We start from the raw sequence: 16,159 nt of genomic DNA, 5'->3' as shown, positions 1-16,159 counted from the left end.
TATAAGAGACAGGGACAGGGGCGGGCCGGGGGTGGCGTTCCAGCTGCTGGTCTGCCCGATGCTCGACGACCGCAACACCACGCCGTCCAGCCGGGAGTTCACCGAGGCCGTGGTGTGGGACAGATCCGCCAACCTCTACGGGTGGAGGGCACTGCTCGGCGACGCGGTCGGCACCGGCGACGTCTCCCCGTACGCTGCTCCGGCCAGGGCGGCCGATCTCTCCGGGCTGCCGCCCGCGTTCGTGGACGTGGGAGAGCTGGAGGTGTTCAGGGACGAGTGCATGGACTACGCGCAGCGGCTGGCGCAGGCGGGGGTGTCGACGGAGTTCCACCTGTATCCCGGGGCGTTCCACGGGTTCGACATGATGGTGCCCGACACCACGCTCAGCCGGAGGGCCGTGGCGGCGCGGGTGGCGGCGCTCAGGCGGGCGTTGCGCCCCTGACCTTACGGCGCTCTGTGGCGCCCTGCCACTGTGACGGCCTGTGAGGGCTGTGGCGTCTTGTCGCGCCCTGTGGCGGCCTGTGGCGCGCTTACCAAGCGTGCGCTAGGTTGGTTGTGTGGATCTCGACTTCTCCCCGGCCGAGCGGGACTTCCGAGCCGAGGTTCGTGACTGGCTGCGCGCGCACGTGCCGGAACCGCTCCCGTCCATGGACACCGCGGAGGGCTTCGCGGCGCACCGCGCCTGGGAGGCGCTGCTGGCCGGCGCGCGGCTGTCCGTCGTCTCCTGGCCCGAGCACTACGGCGGGCGCGGCGCCTCCCTCATCGAATGGCTGATCTTCGAGGAGGAGTACTGGGCCGCCGGAGCCCCCGCCCGGGTGACGCAGAACGGCATCTTCCTGCTGGCGCCGTCGCTCATGAAATTCGGCACGTCCGAACAGCGCGACCGCTGGCTGCCGCGGATGGCCCGGGGCGACGACGTGTGGGCGCAGGCCTGGTCGGAGCCCGAGGCCGGCAGCGACCTGGCCGCGCTGGCCTCCAGGGCCGAGCCCGCCCCCGGCGGCCACCGGCTGTACGGCCACAAGACGTGGAGCTCGCGCGCCGCCCACGCCACCCACGGGTTCGGCCTCTTCCGCACCTCCGGCACGCGCCACCACGGCCTCACGTACGTCATGTTCCCCATGGACGACGTCGCCGTCCGGCCGATCGCGCAGCTCGACGGGCTTCCCGGGTTCGCGGAGCTGCACTTCGACGGGGTGTTCGTGCCGGAGTCGATGGTGGTCGGCGAGCCGGGCGACGGATGGCGGATCGCGATGGCCACCACCTCATCCGAACGCGGGCTGACCCTGCGCAGCCCGGGACGTTTCCTCGCCACCGCCGACCGGCTCATAGCGCTCGCCCGCGACGCCGGCCCGGCCCTCGCCGACCTGGCCGCCCGATGCTGGGTGGACGCGGAGGCGTACCGGCTGCACACGTACGCCACCGCGCGGCGGCTCATGACCGGCGAGGAGCTCGGGCCCGAGGCCAGCATGGGCAAGGTGTTCTGGTCCGAGCTGGACCTGCGCATGCACAACCTCGCCATGGAACTCCTCGGAGACCGGGCGGGGGACACGCCTTGGCTGGACGGGTTCCTCTTCGCGCTGGCAGGCCCGATCTACGCCGGCACGAACGAGATCCAGCGCACCATCATCGCCGAACGAGTCCTCGGGCTGCCCAGGGCGGGGGTCCGGCGGTGAACTTCGGCTTCACCGGCGACCAGCTCGCCCTCGGCGCGACCGTACGCGACGTGCTGCGGGCGCACTGCCCGCCGGCCGCGCTGCGCACCGAGCGGCGGCCCGCCTGGAAACAGCTCGCCGGCCTGGGCTTCTTCGGGCTGCTGCTGCCCGCCGGGTCCGGCGGCCTGGGGTTGTCGCTGGCCGACGCCCTGCCGGCGCTGGAGGAGACCGGGCGGGCGTGCCTGCCAGGGCCGGTCGTCGAGACCGCCGTGGCGGCGGCGTACCTGCAGGCAGGCCTGCCGGGGCTGGCCTCCGGCGCGGTGTGCGTGAGCGTGCTGCCGCCGGGGCAGGCGTACGCGCCGGACGCCGACCTGGCCGACCTGCTGGTGGTGGCGCGGGCGGGCGGCTGGCACCTGGTCCGCAAGGAGTCCGTACGCCTCGCGGCCCGCCCCGGCGTCGATCCGTGCCGGCCGCTGTTCGAGGTGGGCTTCGACGTGTCCGAGGACCTGGGCGGGGCCGTCGAGCCGGCGCTGCTCGGGGCCACCGTCGCCACGGCGGCGCAGCTCATCGGGGTCGCCAGGGAACTGCTCGCGGTCACCGTCGCGTATGCGCGGGCCAGGACGCAGTTCGGGGTGGCCGTCGGGTCGTTCCAGGCGGTCAAGCACCAGCTCGCGGACGTCGCCGTGGCCGTCGAGTTCGCCGCACCCCTCGTGCACCGGGCGGCCCTGTCGGTGGGCGGGCCGTTGTGGGGGCCGGAGGACGGGCCAGTGAGTAGGCCGGTGCGTGGGCTGGAGGATGGGCCAGTGAGTAGGCCGGTGCGTGGGCCGGCGGGCGGGCCGGAGGATGGGCCAGTGAGTAGGCCGGTGGGTGAGCCAGCGGCCGGGCCGGTGAGTGGGCAGGCGCGTGGGCCGCTGCCCAGCGCCGGACGGGACGTCAGCGCCGCCAAGGCCGCCGCGGGGGAGGCCGCCGTCCGCGCGGCGCGGGTGGCGCTGCAGGTGCACGGGGCGATCGGGTACACCGAGGAGCTGGACCTGCGGTTCTGGCTCGCGCGGGCCTGGTCGCTCTCGACCGCGTACGGCACCGCGGCCGCTCACCGCGAACGCCTGCGCGCCGCCATCCTCAACGGCGGCCCGGGACGGTATCCGTGAAGTTCGGCGTGCCGCTCGGTCTGCTGCATCCCGCCGCGTGGAAGGACGTGGCGGTGGCCGCGGACGAGCTGGGCTTCGAGTCGGTGTGGCTGCCCGAGCACCTGGTGTTCACCACGGACCTGTCGCTCGCCGAGTACCCGGGCGCCACCGGGCCGGGGATCAAGCCGGGCACGCCGCTGTTCGACGCGCCCGCGTACCTGTGCTGGCTCGCCGCGTTCACGTCCCGCGTCAGGCTCGGCACGGCGGTGCAGCTCCTCGCCCTGCGACACCCCTTCGTGTCGGCTCGCGCGTTCGCCACGCTGGACGTCGTCTCGTCGGGGCGGGCCATCTGCGGCGTCGGCGCGGGCTGGTACCGGGGGGAGTGGGAGGCGGCCGGCATCCCGTTCGGCACGCGAGGGGCGCGGCTGGACGAGGCGATCGAGGTGGTCAGGCGGCTCTGGAGCGAGCCGGTGGTGGCCCATTCCGGGACGTTCTACTCATTTTCCGAGGTCGCGTTCGAACCCAAGCCGGTGCAGCGGCGGCTGCCCGTGCTCGCGGGAGGGGAGTCAGCCGCCGCGTTGCGCAGGGCGGCCCGGCTCTGCGACGGGTGGATCAGCATGCCGCACACGATCGAGTCGATCCGGCCGCAACTCGACCGGCTCGGCCCGGGGGTTCCCGTGACGGTCCACGCCTACGCGCTGGCCTCCCCTGACGAGGTGGCCGCGTGGGAGGCGCTCGGCGTGGAGCGGCTCATCGTACGGCCGTGGACGCGCGGCCGCGACGCAGTCTCCCGGCTGGCCGCCTTCGCCACCGAACACGACCTCAGATAGGGACGTCCTTCAGACGGCCTTCGGCGTCGCGCTGCGGTGAGGTCGGCGCGGGTCGGGACGCTGGTCGGGCGCGGTGGCGTCGCGCTGCGGTGAGGTCGGCGCGGGTCGGGACGCTGGTCGGGCGCGGTGGTGATGCGGTGGGTGCGGTCGGCGGTTGGGGAGGGCGGTGGCGTCGCGCAGCGGTGAGGTCGGCGTGGGTGGGGCGGCCGGTCAGGCGCGGTGGCGTCCCTTTCCGGGGCGGGTGGTGCCTGCGCCGGCGAGCTGGCGGCCGTCGTCGGGACGGGTCGTCCTGCGGTGCCGGTGGCCCTTCAGCGGGAGGTCCTGGACGAAGCCCTCGCCACCGCGTCCCTCGCCGGACCGCCTGGACTGCGCGCGTCCCGCGGGCTGTCCGGGCTCCTGACGGCCCGCGTACGGTGTCCTGGCGGGTTGCGGCGCGCCGCCGGGGCGAGGCCCTTGGGCGTCCGGCGAGCCGGGCTGGGCGCGGCGGTGGCGGCGGCCGCGCGACGGCAGGTCGGACGCGAACGCGGGCTCTTCGGCCAGCCGCTCGTGCCGCCGCCGCCGTCCGCGATAAGGGCCGCCGGAGGTGCGGTCCCGCCCGCCGATGGAGGTGCGGCTCGGCACGCTCCCGGAGGTACGGTCAGCTCCGTCGTCGCCGAAGGTGTGGTCCGGACCGTCGATGGAGGTGGGGCCTGGTCTGTCGCCTCGTGAAGGAGCGTCCAGTCGGCTACCGGGGAACCAGTCGGCGGCGGTGGGGCTGGACAGCGGGCCGGATGCTCCGATGGCGCCTGCGTCAGGCGTTCCGGCGCGGCCTCGTGCGGGTGCCCTGGTGCGGCTTCCGGCCGGTGTTCCGGCTGGGGCTCCTGCGGGAATTCCGGTACGCGCCTGGGGGGAGGCTCCGGTGGGTGTGGTCGGGTACGTGGCGTGGACGCCGGAGGGGTGGCCGACGGTGACGAGAGGGGCGAAGGCGTCCGCGGTGGCGTTCGTGGTGGGGGCGAAGGCGTCGAAGCTGCTCGTCGCGCCCGGGATGACGACGCGTTCGAACGGTCCGGTGTCCACGACGCGTTCGAGCGGGCCGGTGTCGAGGACGATCTCGAGCGGCCCCGTCTCGGCGGGAGCCGTGTCGAAGGCGGGTGTGAACGGCCCGGTGTCCGCCGCGCGGCGGCCCCCGGCAGCCGCGGAGCGGGGAGGGGTGTGGAGCTCGGCGGCGTCCGGCGAACGCAGCACGGTGGTGTCGCCGGCGTGCCGGGGGGAGCGGAGCACCGTGGTGTCGGAGGCATGGCGCGGGGAGCGGAGCGCCGTCGTGTCCGTGGTGTGGCGCAGGACGGCGGTGTCCGTGGTACGCAGTTCGGGGGCGTCGGTGGCGAGGTCGAAGGGCCGGGTGGCGAGCCGGCGCCGGGGCGCGGGGGCGGCGTTGCGGCGGCGACGGCGGCCGGCGTTCGAGCGGGCCGGGCGGGTTCCCGTGCCGGACGCGGCGGCCCGCAGGCGGCGGGTCTTGGCGACGGCGAGCAGCGCCAGCGCGGCCACCAGCGCCGAGCCGACCAGCGTCGGCGTGGACACGGCGGGTATCGGGCCGGTGGCCGAGGTGTCGACGTGCGTGGGGAGGGGGTCGGCGGTGGCGGCCGTGGTGTCGGCCGTGGACGGCTTGGCGTGTTTGGCCTTCTTGGCGGGCTCTTTGCCGGTGGCGCTCGCGGAGCCCTGGACCGCGGCCTCGTGCTCGGCCTTCTTCGACGGGGCCGGGGCGGGCGCGGCGTCGCGGCCGCCGGAGTGCGGGGCGCGGGCGGGCTCGTCGCGTTCGGCGCGGGGGATCATGCCGGACAGCGCCTCGTCCGCGGGAAGCTCGAGCACGCCGACGTCGTTGCCGGGCCTCGACGGCTCCTCCGCCCGCTCCTCCGCCTTCTTCCTGGCCTCTCTGGCCTGCTGGGCGGCGTCCTCGTCCAGGCGTTCCTTGATCTCCTCCGGGTAGCCGTAGCCGACGACCTTGCTGGTGTCACGTTCTTTGCGCTTGGCGACGCCGCCGTCGATGTTGCCCTCGATCGTGTAGATCGTGTTGCCCTCGACCCGCGTCACGACGCCGACGTGGTCGATCCTGCTGACCTTGTTGGATCCGCTCCAGTCGTAGAAGACGATCGCGCCGGGCTTGGGCTTCTTCCCCCACGCGCCCTGCTCCTTGAACCACTTCGCGTGGGCGACCGTCCAGGCGAACTGGCCGATCCACTCCTCGTAGCCGAGCTTGTGCGCAGCCCAGGACAGCATCATGTCGCACCACGGTGCGGCGCTGTAGTCGGCGTCGAACTCGACGTTCTTGCCGTACCAGGAGCCGAACTTGGTGTGAGCGCCGGCCTTCTCCGAGTAGCCGAGCTGGCGCTCGAGCAGCTCGATGAACTTCTGCATCTCTGGCGTCATGGAGGCGTGGGGAACCTTCCGGGCAAGACCGGTTTTGTCCACGCAGGCCTGGGTACAGGAGCGCCCTGTGACTTGTGTGACGAAACCGGCGGCTTGTCATCTTCTGCGATGAGCGAGGTTACCGTTTGGTAACCCCAGGTCAAGCACGCCCCAAGAGAGTGTCGACTCTTCTTGGGAAAGAACCGCAGGTCAGGATGCTGCCAGAAATGTCCGATCCAGGTGGTTTAAACCCAAAAGATCTACCTTGGGGTGAGATCTTAGTATCCCGCCCCGGTCAGCAGCCCTCCGTCCACCGTGAACTCGCTGCCCGTGCAGTAACCGGCCCGGTCGGAGGCCAGGAACGCCACCACGTGCGACACCTCGACCGGCTTGGCGAACCGCTTGATGACCATGGACTTCATGAACGTGTCCGCGTCCACCTCGTTCACCATGTCGGGGTTCATGGCCATCGCGGTGTTGATCGCGCCGGGATGCACCGAGTTGACCCGGATCTTGAACCTGGCCAGCTCCCGCGCCGCCGACTTGGTGATCCCGCGCAGCCCGAACTTCGAGGCCGAGTACGCCGACAGCCCTTCGGCGCCGATGAAGCCCTCGATCGAGGAGATGTTCACGATGGCGCCGCGCCCGGCCGCCTTCATGGGGTCGATCACCGACTTGATCCCCAGCCAGGAGCCCTTGAGGTTGACGCCGATCACCTGGTCGAAGTCCTCGGGCGACATCTCGTGGATGCGCCGATATTTCAGGATCCCTGCGTTGTTGACCAGGATGTCGAGCTTGCCGTACAGGTCGGTGGCCATCGACACGGCGCGCTCCCACTCCTGCGCGCTCGTCACGTCGTGCCGGACGTAGACCGCGCCCGTCTCCTCCGCCAGCGCCTTGCCCTCGTCGTCCAGCACGTCGCCGAACACCACCCGCGCGCCCTCCTCCAGGAAGAGCCGCACGTGCGCCGCCCCCATGCCCCGGGCCCCGCCCGTGATCAGCGCGACCTTGCCGTCAAGCAACCCCATGACGTCCTCCTCCGGCGATGGCCGCTGCGGCCGCCTCCATGGATCGGTAGACGGGGATCCCCGCCGCCGCCGCGATCCGTCTCACCTCGTCCTCGACGCCCTCGGGCGCGCAGTCGCCGTTCCTGGTGACGAGGGTGATCCGGGTGCCCGGCAGCGCGTCCTGAGCCTCCGCGACCGCCCTGGCGTAGGCGTGAAGGGGCTCGGCCGCGTCCCCGTACGTGAAGAAGGCCTGCACGTTCACGTGCGCCACGACGTCCCGGTACGGGCGCCGCGACATGATCGCGCCGATCACCTCGGGCACGAGCCCGGCACGCCCGAGCGGCCCGACGGGCACCTCGAGCGGATTGCCCGTCGCGGTCACCCCGAGCCCGCGCAGCGCGTCCAGCACGTCGTCCGGCAGCGGATCGAGCCGCACGCCCGCGCCGTCGAACGCGTCGGCGGCCAGCACGCTCGCGCCCCCGCTCGGCCCCACCACCAGCACGCCGTCCCCGGAGGTGACCCGAGAGCCGTGCACTTGGAAGTACGCCAGGACCCCGATCAGGTCGTCCTGGCCGGACACCAGCGCCGCGCCCGCCTGCTCGGCCACCGCCTCCCAGATCCGCCGGTCGCTCACCAGCCCGCCCGTGTGGGAGGCCGCCGCCCGCCGCCCCTGCCCGCTGCGCCCGCCGACGAGCAGCACCACGGGCAGGTCCGTCGCCCGCAGCGCGTCGTACAGCTCTCGCCCGCCGCGCGGATCCTCCAGGTACAGCCCGACCGCGCGCGTCTCGTCGTCGCCCGAGAGCCAGCGCAGCAGCTCGGCCGGGGTCACGTCGGCCGCGTTGCCGACCGTGGCGACCCGGCTGAACGCCAGCCCGCGCCGTTCCCCGACCTTGATGACCTCGCCGGCCAGGCCGCCGCTCTGCGAGATCAGGGCCACGGATCCGGCGGGCCCGAGCCCGCCGCCGACGAACGTCTGCCGGCCGCGCGGGCAGTAGACGCCCATGCAGTTGGGGCCCAGCAGCCGCGTGCCCGCCGCCCGGGCCGCCGCGACCAGCTCCTGCTCCAGCTCGTGGCGCCCGGCCTCCTCGAACCCGCCGCTCATCACCTGCACGAACGGGATGCCCGTCGCCTGCCGCACCACGTCGGCGCACCGCTCGGCCGGCACGGCGACCAGCGCGTAGTCGACGTCCGCGTCCGCCAGCGCCGGCGGGCGTACGGCGGGCACCCCCGACACCTCGTCCGCCTCGGGGTGCACCGCCACCAGCGGGACACCCGCCTCGCGGTAGAAGCCGAGGAACATGTTGCCGAAGTTCGGCCGGGTCGTGGACGCGCCGGCGACCGCCACGGCCCTGGGCTCGAAGAGCGGCAGGAAGTCCGCGGGGGGCCGCGCCGCCACCGGCGCGGGGGCCGCGGCGGGCAGGTGGCGGGCGTCGGCGGCCACCACCCCGGACGGGCCCGCGATGACCGGGTTCAGCTCGAACTCGCCCAGCTCCAGCCGCTCCCACAGCCCGCCGGGGCCGGCGACCGTCACGAGCAGCTCGACCACCGCGTCCGCGTCCACCGGCGGGCCGCCGCGCCACCCGCGCAGGAGCGCGGCCCCGCGCAGCGAGGCCAGCATGCTCCGGGCGTCCTCCTCCGTGATCGGGCAGAGCCGCAGCGCCGTGTCGCCCAGCGCCTCCGCCCACACGCCGCCGAGGCCCGTCAGCACCACGGGCCCGAACCCCGGGTCACGCACCAGGCCCACGATGAGCTCGACCCCGGCCTCCGCCTGCTCCTCGACGAGGAACCCCGCGACGTCCAGCCGGCAGGCCATCGCGGCGGCCGCCGCCGCGAGCTCGCCGTGCCGCAGGCCCAGCGCCACGGCCCCGGCCTCGGACTTGTGCACCAGCCCCGGCCCGAACGCCTTCAGCACCAGCGGCGCGGCCAGCTCGCCGGCCGCGCCGAAGTCGCCGTCGCACACCACCACCCCGCGCGGGACCGGCACTCCCGCCTCGCGCAGCAGCGCCTTGACCTCGTGCTCGTACGCGCTCACCCGTGCAGCTCGCGGATCTTCCTGCGCAGCAGCTTGCCGGGGCCGCCGGAGGCGTCCTGCGCGTGCGGGAGCCCGGCGGCCACCACGATGTGGTCAGGGCGCTGGTGGGCGGGGAGCGTGTCGGTCAGCGAGAGCGCGATCTTCGAGGCGTCCAGCGAGTGCCCGGCGCGCGGCACGACGGCCAGCAGGACACGCTGGTCCGCCGCGCCCTCCGGCACGCCGACCGCGCCCGCCTCGGCCACGCCGTCGAGGGCCGCGGCGGCCTCCTCGATCACGGCCGGCTGCGTCCAGACGCCGCCCTTGATGATCGCGTCCTCCCGCCGGCCGAGCACGCGCAGCACGCCGTCGGCCGAGAGCGTCCCGAGGTCGCCCCCGACGTACCACTCGCCGCGCAGCACCTCCGCCGTGCGGTCCGGCAGGCCGTCGTAGCCGGCCATCCGGTGCGGCCCGGCCAGGTTGATCTCGCCGACCTCGTCGGTCACGCGGTGTCCGCGCCGGTTCGTGATCCGTACCGCGTTGCCCGTGCGGGCGCGCCCGGACGACCCGAGCGGGATCGAGCCGTCGTCCACCCGCCCCATGCATGTGTACGGCGCCTCGGTCTGGCCGTAGTACGAGAACACCGCCGCCTGCGGCAGCCTGGCCTTGATCCGGTCGAGCATGGTCGCGGTCAGCGGCTCCCCGCCCAGCATGATCACCCGGATGGACGACAGGTCCACGCTCTCATGGTCGGGCGAGCCCAGCAGGGCCGCGTAGAACGAGGGGATCTGCGACACGTGCGTGACCCGTTCGCGGGGGACGACGCGCAGGAAGTTCGCCGGACCCCAGTCCTGCTCCAGCACCAGGCGCATCCCGGCGTAGAGGGCGGGCCCGGCGATGGCGGGGAAGCCGATGCCCCAGATGATCGCTCCCGTGCCGAACACCGCGTCGGGCCCGCGCGGCACGTCCAGCCAGATCTGCGCCGTGGCCAGCGACGACGCGTGCGTGTGGACGACGGCCTTGGGCAGCCCCGTCGTCCCCGAGGTGTAGTAGAGCGCCAGCGGATCGTCGTGGAACCCGCCGAGCGGCGGCTCGGCGTCCGAGCCCTCCAGCGGCTCGTGTACGTCGATCCACGTGGTCACCGCCGGGAGCTCGTCCCTGATCTGCTCGACCACTCCCTCGACCGTCGCGTCGTGGACCAGCGCCGTGCACCCCGAGGCGGCCACCACGTCCCGCACCGTCTCCACCGGCCAGTACGGGTTCAGCGCCGCCGTCACCGCCCCGATCTTGGCCTGCGCCAGGTAGACCTCGGCCACCCGCAACGTCTCGTTGAGCAGCACCGCCACCCGCCGCCCCGGCGTGATCCCGGCGGCGATCAGGGCGTTCGCGCGGCGGTTGACGCTCCTGTTGAGCTCGTCGTAGGTGAAGCTCCGCTCGCCGCAGTACGTCAGCGCCACCCTGCCGGGCGTGCGCAGCGCCCCCGCGGTCAGGATCGCGTGGCCGTAGTTGCCGTAGGGTGATCGTGCCATGGGGGGTGCCTCCACATCAGAGGGGCAGGTCAGAGGGGCGAATAGAGCACGAAGACGTTCCCTGAGGGATCGCGCAGCACGGCCCGCCTCTCGTGCGGCCCGTCCTCGGGCGCCCGCACCACCTCGGCGCCGCGTCCCGTCATCTCCCGCACGACCCGCGCCACGTCGTCCACCTTGTACGACGGCGCGGCCGAGGCGGTGACGTGCTCGGCCGGCCCGGCCAGCGCCACGGTGACCCCGCCGCCGTCGAGCGCCGCGAACCTGTCGCCGTCGCGGAACTTCACCGGCAACCCGTAGAAGGCGATCGCCTCGTCCAGGTCGGCGACGGGAATCAGCACGTTGCCCAGCTTCACGCGGGCCTCCAATGGGGGAGATCGTCTATGAACGTCACGCGTACCGGCATGCCGACGCGTACCTCTTCTGGCGCGCACGCCACCACGTGCCCGAACGCTCTGGGCCCTTCCAGCAGATCCACCCAGGCCGCCACGTACGGCTCGCGGCCCTGGTAGCCGGGGGCGAACGAGCGGTGCACGATCGTGAACGTGTGCACCACGCCCTCGCCGGAGGCCGGATCGGAGCGGAAGTCCCGGCCGCCGCACCAGGGGCAGGCCGGTTCCGGGAGGTGGCTGCGGCGGTCGCAGCCGGTGCAGCGCCGGATGACCAGTTCGCCGTGGGCGGCCCGGTGGGCACAGATGTCACCGCTCATCGCTAGCCAAGCTAGCGCACGCTTGGTTGCCTCACAAGACCTCGGCCCCGGCCCGCGCCGCCTTCGCCGCTGGGCGGGGCGCTCCCGTAAAGGTCGTCGCTGAAGCGTACTGGTACGGGCGAAGGGAGGACCCGCCGGGAGCTCGGCGGAGGGGACTCCGGAGGGGCTCCGGTGGCGGATCTTCCTTAGGCGGGCGGCGGCGCAGCGGCGGGCGGTCAGGCAGGCGGTGAGGCAGGCGGTCAGGCAGGCGGTGCCGCGTGGTGCTCCGTGACGGGAGGCGGTGCCGTGCCGGGGTCCGTGACAGGAGGCGGTGCGGCGCCGGGGTCCGTAGCGGGTGGCCCGGCGTCGCGGTTCGTGCCGGGCGGTGCGCTGCCGGGGTCCGTGCCGGGGTTCATGCCGGGGTCCGTGCCGGGGTCGGTGGTGGAGGGCGAGGAGGTGTCGCGGTCGCTGGCGGGAGGCGGCGACGCGCGGCGCGGCGCTGCGGGCGGCACCCCGTCCGTCGTGGGGGGTGGCGAGCCGAGGCGGGCGGGCGGTGACGAGGCGGTGCGGGCCGACGAGGGCGCGGGGGTGGTGCGGACCGAGGCGGTGGGTTCCCGGGTGGGCGTCGGGACGGTGGACCCGGACGAGGTCAGGGTCGGCGTGGGGGCGGCGCAGGCGGGCCCGTCCACGACCACCTCGCTCACCTGCGGCCCGTTGCCCGCCGCCGGCTCCGTCATCACGAGGATCCCGACGTACGCCCGCCGCCCGCACGCCACGCCCCCGGGGTCGTGCGTGACGGCGCTGGTGTAGGCGGTCCGTCCGTGCAGGGTGCGGGACTCCTGGCGGACCGTCCTGGCCGCGCCGGCGTCCCCGTCCCGGCGCGTGTACGAGATGCGCAGCCGCACGGGCCCGGTGCCGTCCGCCGAGACCCTGATCGCGCCGGCCGTGCCGCTCCACCGCACGATGCTGGCCGCCCGGACGGTGGGGGTCGAGGCGGGGGACCGCCGGACGGTGGGGACGGATCGTGAGGCGCTGCGCGCGGGAGGCGTGGGCGTCGGCCCGGCGGTCGTGCGCCTGGGGGCGGCGGACGTCCTGGTCGGGCCGGGCGTGGTGGCGTCGGCCCGGGTCGGTTCCGGCTCGCTCTGCGTCTCGGGCGGCGGCATGAGGATCGCCCCGGGTCCGGGGGGCAGCCGGCCGCCCGACATCATGAGCGTGATCGACACGGCGACCACCGTCGCGCCGGCCACCCACAGGTGCGGGGGCAGCCGGGGCACCCTCGGCATGCGGTCGCGGATGCGGGACGCGGCCGTCGCGGAGTGGTCGGTCCTGGCCAGCGGGAAGCGGAGGGCGAGCAGCGTGGCCAGCTCGGCGAGGTGGCGGCGCCCGCGCTTCTCCCAGTCGGGGCCGTACGCGGCGACGGCGTCCTCCTCCAGCTCCGCCGCGAAGTGCCGGGCGGAGGCGTACCGGAGCGCGGGGTCCTTGGCGAGGCCCCGCCTGAGCAGGTCGCGCAGCGTGTCGGGGGCGACTTCCACGGGCACCGGCTCCACCAGATGTCTGTCGCGCAGGGCGGGCACGTCCAGCTCGCCGTCGTCGCCCTCCTTGTACGCCCGGTAGGGCGGCCGCCCCCTGGCCGCCTCGAACAGGACGCACGCGGCCGCGTACACGTCCGCCGGCGGGCCCGTCCTGCCCTGGGTCCACAGTTCGGGCGCCATGTACTCGGGGCTGCCGGCGGGCACGCCCGGCTCCTCGGCGTGCACCACGACGCCGAAGTCCGCCAGCTTGGTGGTGCCGTCGGCCTGGACGAGGATGTTCTCCGGCTTGACGTCGCGGTGCGCCACGCCCCGCTCGTGGGCGGCGCCCAGGGCCAGCAGCGTGCTCTTCACCACGGCCAGGGCCGCCTCCGGGCTGGTCCTGTGGTGCTCGGCCAGCAGGGTGCGCAGCGTGACGCCGTCCACCAGCTCCATGACGATGGCGGCCCTGCTCTGCGTCTCGACGTACTCGTAGAGCTTGACCACGTTCGGGTCGTCGATCTCGACGAGTTCGTGGGTGTCGGTCCGGTAGCGGTCCATGAACTCGGTGTCCCGGCGCAGTGTGGCGTTCAGGTATTTGATCGCGACGTAGGCGCCGGTCTGTTGGTAGGTGGCGAGGAACACGCGGCCGGTACGGCCCGCGCCGAGCTGGCGTACTTCACGGTAACCAGGGACCAAGTCCTACCCCCATCAGGCAGCCGTCTTGGATTCGACGGTCTCACCCGGGGTTCCGGTTGTCACGAGTCCAGAAATTTCGCCCAGCGTCAATCGGGGATGACGCTGGACGGCAGGTGTTATGCTGATCGACGTTACCAAGCAAGCGCTCGGCTAAAAGGCATGCGGAGGTCGCCGGTGGAGCGGGTAGCCGTGCTGGTGATGGAGATGCAGCGGGGTGTCGTCGGCGATCTCACGAAATTTCCAGATCTGGTGGATGCGTGCATCCGGTACGACGTCGTGGCCAACGCCGCCCGCCTCCTCCACGCGGCCCGGGCGGCCGCGATCCCGGTCATCCACTGCACGGCCGCCTTCCGCCCCGACCGGGCCGGCTCCCACACGGGCAACTGTCCGTTCATCGTCTCCCTGCTCAACGACCCCGGCCACATGCTGGACGGCACGCCCGCCACCGAGGTCATCCCCGAGTTGCGCGACGGCGGCGACCTGGAGAGCCGGCGCTACCACGGCTTCTCCCCGTTCACCGGCACCTCGCTCGACATGACGCTGCGCTCGATGGGCGTCACCGCCGTCGTCGCGGCAGGGGTCTCGCTCAACCTGGGCATCCCCGGGCTGGCCCTGGAGGCGGTCAACCTGGGTTACCGGGTGACGGTGGTCAAGGACGCGGTGGCGGGCATCCCCGACGACTACGCGCGGGCCGTGATGAAGCACACGATCGGCCTGCTCGCCACCCGCACCGCCGCGGCGGACCTGGCCCAGGCGTGGACGAGACGGGTGCCGACCTGATGAACGGGCTGCGCCTGGACGGGCGCGTGGCGGTCGTGACCGGGGGAGCGGGCGCGATCGGCGCGGCCGTCGCCGCCGACCTGACCGCGCTCGGCGCCCGCGTGGTGATCGCCGACGTGGACCTCCCGAACGCCGGGAGGGTCGCCTCGGGCCTGCCCGGCGCGCGGGCGCTGGCCGTCGATCTGGCCGCGCCCCCGTCCGTCGAGGCGTTCGGCGGCGCCGTGGGGCCGGTGGACATCCTGGTGCACAACGCCGGGGTGTCGGTCGTGCAGCCGTTCACCGAGAGCGACCCGGCGAGCTGGGACCTCATGTGGCAGGTCAACCTGCGCGGGCCGATGCTGCTCACCAAGCTCCTGCTGCCCGGCATGCTGGACCGGAGCTGGGGGCGGCTGGTGTTCGTCTCCTCCGACGGCGCCAGGGCCGGCTCGGGAGGCGAAGGCGCGTACGCGGCCACGAAGGCAGGGCTGTTCGGGCTGGCCAAGACGCTCGCCCGCGAGGCCGCGAGAGCCCAGGTCACCTCCAACGTCGTCTGCCCGGGCCCCACCGACACGCCCATGCTGCGGAGGGTGTCGGAGGCCGATCCGGGGCTCGTCGGCAAGATCGCGCGCGGCATCCCGCTGCGCCGCCTCGGCACGCCCGCCGACGTGGCGGGCCTGGTCGCCTACCTGTGCACGGATCGCGCCGCCTACATCACCGGGCAGATACTGTCGGTGAGCGGCGGCGTGACCATGCACTGAGCCCCATGCGGTCACAGGGCTCGGTAGACGGCCTCCACCAGGCGGATGCCGCGCAGGTTGCCGGAGAGCGCGGCGGCCATCCTGTTCATGACGTAGCCGACGGCCAGGCCGCGCTCGGGGTCGCCCAAGCCGATGAAGCCACCCATGCCCGTGTGGCCGAAGGCGGTCTCCGACGGCACGAAGAACGTCAGCGACGGCCGCATGAAGCCGAGCCCGAACGAGGTGTCCAGGAGCAGCACCCGGTCGGGGCCGGTCACGCGCGGACGTACGGCCTCGCGCAGCGCGCCGGAGGGCAGCAGCTCGCCGGCGATCAGCGCCCGGTAGAACCCGGCCAGTCCGCGCGCGGTGGCGACGGCCCCGGCCGCCGGCCATCCGGCGCGCAGGATGACCGGATGGTTCGCGCCGCCCTTGAGCAGGTGCATGCCGGGGTTGCCGATCGCCCGGTTCATCAGGCTCTGCGGGTCCTGTGCCGCCCTGGTCATCTCGGCCAGCACGTCCCGGGCCCGCCCGCCCGGAGGCTCGACCGGCACGGCTTCGGTGGGGGCGGGGGCCTGGCCCGGCTGCGCGCGTTCGCCGGCCTGGAGCCGGGCCGTACGCGCGATCACGGTGTCCGGCGCCCCCACCCAGAGCTCCAGCCCCAGCGGTCGGGCGATCTCGGCGGCGACCAGATCCCCGACGGTCTTGCCCGTCACCCGCCTGATCACCTCGCCCAGCAGGAACCCGTAGGTCAGCGCGTGGTAACCGTGCGCTTTCCCCGGCTCCCAGAGCGGCGCCTGGGCGGCGAGCCGGGCCGCGATCGCCGCGTGGTCCTCGAACTCCTCCACCGGCACCGGCTCCTCGATCACCGGCAGCCCGCTCTGGTGGGTGAGCACCTGCTCGACGGTGATGGCCGCCTTGCCCTCGGCGGCGAACTCGGGCCACACGTCGGCGACCGGCGCGGTGACGTCCACCTGGCCCCGCTCCGCCAGCTGCAGCAGCACGGTGGCGGTGACCGCCTTCGTGCAGGAGTAGACGAATGCGGGCGTGTCCTCCTGCCAGGGCCGCCCGGTGTGCCGGTCGGCGACCCCGCCCCACAGGTCGACGACCAGCTCGCCGTCCAGATAGACGGCCAGGGCGCCGCCCAGCTCCTCGCCGTCGGAGAAGTGCCGTTCGAAGACCTCGCGTACGCCGGAGAACCGGGGATCGCAGTGCATCAGACCTCCGCGGAGAAAGGGA

The 16,159-nt window shown here is 73.8% G+C and carries 14 protein-coding genes; 6 read left to right on the top strand and 8 right to left on the bottom strand.

What is annotated here, in order from left to right; all coding sequences use genetic code 11:
* The 4 genes from E1292_RS05765 to E1292_RS05750 form a co-directional block, all read left to right on the top strand.
* Positions 1 to 442, top strand: a 442-nt coding sequence (locus E1292_RS05765; RefSeq protein ID WP_165974401.1) for an alpha/beta hydrolase fold domain-containing protein, incomplete at its 5' end; no start/stop codon positions are given.
* 115 nt (positions 443 to 557) lie between these two features.
* A complete protein-coding gene (locus E1292_RS05760) occupies positions 558 to 1,673 on the top strand; it encodes an acyl-CoA dehydrogenase family protein (protein ID WP_132592717.1) in 1,116 nt (371 codons plus the stop codon).
* Positions 1,670 to 2,800, top strand: coding sequence for an acyl-CoA dehydrogenase family protein (locus tag E1292_RS05755; RefSeq protein WP_165974400.1), 1,131 nt, complete (start codon positions 1,670 to 1,672; stop codon positions 2,798 to 2,800). Before E1292_RS05760 ends, E1292_RS05755 begins: the two co-directional genes overlap by 4 nt.
* Positions 2,797 to 3,609, top strand: coding sequence for a TIGR03619 family F420-dependent LLM class oxidoreductase (locus E1292_RS05750; protein WP_132592713.1), 813 nt, complete (start codon positions 2,797 to 2,799; stop codon positions 3,607 to 3,609). The genes E1292_RS05755 and E1292_RS05750 overlap by 4 nt, the downstream gene beginning before the upstream one ends.
* Before the next feature lie 210 nt (positions 3,610 to 3,819).
* On the opposite strand, the gene E1292_RS05745 is transcribed toward E1292_RS05750, so the two are convergent.
* The 7 genes from E1292_RS05745 to E1292_RS54800 all read right to left on the bottom strand — a co-directional run bounded on the left by E1292_RS05745 (position 3,820) and on the right by E1292_RS54800 (position 13,427).
* Positions 3,820 to 6,012 carry a CHAP domain-containing protein gene (locus E1292_RS05745; RefSeq protein WP_132592711.1) on the bottom strand — a complete coding sequence of 731 codons (2,193 nt, stop codon included), beginning with the start codon at positions 6,010 to 6,012 and terminating at the stop codon, positions 3,820 to 3,822.
* A gap of 257 nt (positions 6,013 to 6,269) precedes the next feature.
* A complete protein-coding gene (locus tag E1292_RS05740; RefSeq protein ID WP_132592709.1) occupies positions 6,270 to 7,019 on the bottom strand; it encodes an SDR family NAD(P)-dependent oxidoreductase in 750 nt (249 codons plus the stop codon).
* Complete coding sequence (locus E1292_RS05735) at positions 7,006 to 9,030, bottom strand: acetate--CoA ligase family protein (protein WP_132592707.1); 2,025 nt, start codon at positions 9,028 to 9,030, stop codon at positions 7,006 to 7,008. Before E1292_RS05735 ends, E1292_RS05740 begins: the two co-directional genes overlap by 14 nt.
* Positions 9,027 to 10,535: a class I adenylate-forming enzyme family protein gene (locus tag E1292_RS05730; RefSeq protein ID WP_132592705.1), complete on the bottom strand. Its 1,509-nt coding sequence runs from the start codon at positions 10,533 to 10,535 to the stop codon at positions 9,027 to 9,029. The genes E1292_RS05735 and E1292_RS05730 overlap by 4 nt, the downstream gene beginning before the upstream one ends.
* A gap of 29 nt (positions 10,536 to 10,564) precedes the next feature.
* On the bottom strand, positions 10,565 to 10,888 hold the full coding sequence (locus tag E1292_RS05725) for a VOC family protein (RefSeq protein WP_342775162.1): 324 nt from the start codon (positions 10,886 to 10,888) through the stop codon (positions 10,565 to 10,567).
* Positions 10,885 to 11,241 carry a Zn-ribbon domain-containing OB-fold protein gene (locus tag E1292_RS05720; protein ID WP_132592703.1) on the bottom strand — a complete coding sequence of 119 codons (357 nt, stop codon included), beginning with the start codon at positions 11,239 to 11,241 and terminating at the stop codon, positions 10,885 to 10,887. The genes E1292_RS05725 and E1292_RS05720 overlap by 4 nt, the downstream gene beginning before the upstream one ends.
* Positions 11,242 to 11,480: 239 nt before the next feature.
* Positions 11,481 to 13,427 carry a serine/threonine-protein kinase gene (locus E1292_RS54800; protein ID WP_132592701.1) on the bottom strand — a complete coding sequence of 649 codons (1,947 nt, stop codon included), beginning with the start codon at positions 13,425 to 13,427 and terminating at the stop codon, positions 11,481 to 11,483.
* A 159-nt stretch (positions 13,428 to 13,586) separates the two neighbouring features.
* Here E1292_RS54800 and E1292_RS05710 point away from each other — a divergent pair, with 159 nt between their 5' ends.
* Positions 13,587 to 14,207 (top strand): cysteine hydrolase family protein, encoded by a 621-nt coding sequence (locus tag E1292_RS05710; protein ID WP_132592699.1) that lies wholly within the window; start codon positions 13,587 to 13,589, stop codon positions 14,205 to 14,207.
* Positions 14,207 to 14,944: an SDR family NAD(P)-dependent oxidoreductase gene (locus E1292_RS05705; RefSeq protein ID WP_132592745.1), complete on the top strand. Its 738-nt coding sequence runs from the start codon at positions 14,207 to 14,209 to the stop codon at positions 14,942 to 14,944. Before E1292_RS05710 ends, E1292_RS05705 begins: the two co-directional genes overlap by 1 nt.
* A gap of 11 nt (positions 14,945 to 14,955) precedes the next feature.
* Here E1292_RS05705 and E1292_RS05700 read toward each other — a convergent pair whose 3' ends face one another.
* Positions 14,956 to 16,137, bottom strand: coding sequence for a serine hydrolase domain-containing protein (locus E1292_RS05700; protein WP_132592697.1), 1,182 nt, complete (start codon positions 16,135 to 16,137; stop codon positions 14,956 to 14,958).
* Positions 16,138 to 16,159: the final 22 nt, after the last annotated feature.

The sequence above is a fragment of the Nonomuraea deserti genome (genome assembly GCF_004348685.1).
GTDB lineage: Bacteria > Actinomycetota > Actinomycetes > Streptosporangiales > Streptosporangiaceae > Nonomuraea > Nonomuraea deserti.
Note: the sequence above shows the minus strand (reverse complement) of the source record. Positions and strands in the feature narration are given on the sequence as shown.

Coding starts and splice junctions, on each gene's coding strand:
- E1292_RS05730 (WP_132592705.1), bottom strand. CDS start 10,535: ATGGCACGATCACCCTACGGCAACTACGGCCACGCGATCCTGACCGCG.
- E1292_RS05720 (WP_132592703.1), bottom strand. CDS start 11,241: ATGAGCGGTGACATCTGTGCCCACCGGGCCGCCCACGGCGAACTGGTC.
- E1292_RS05710 (WP_132592699.1), top strand. CDS start 13,587: ATGCGGAGGTCGCCGGTGGAGCGGGTAGCCGTGCTGGTGATGGAGATG.
- E1292_RS05700 (WP_132592697.1), bottom strand. CDS start 16,137: ATGCACTGCGATCCCCGGTTCTCCGGCGTACGCGAGGTCTTCGAACGG.
- E1292_RS05705 (WP_132592745.1), top strand. CDS start 14,207: ATGAACGGGCTGCGCCTGGACGGGCGCGTGGCGGTCGTGACCGGGGGA.
- E1292_RS05740 (WP_132592709.1), bottom strand. CDS start 7,019: ATGGGGTTGCTTGACGGCAAGGTCGCGCTGATCACGGGCGGGGCCCGG.
- E1292_RS05745 (WP_132592711.1), bottom strand. CDS start 6,012: ATGACGCCAGAGATGCAGAAGTTCATCGAGCTGCTCGAGCGCCAGCTC.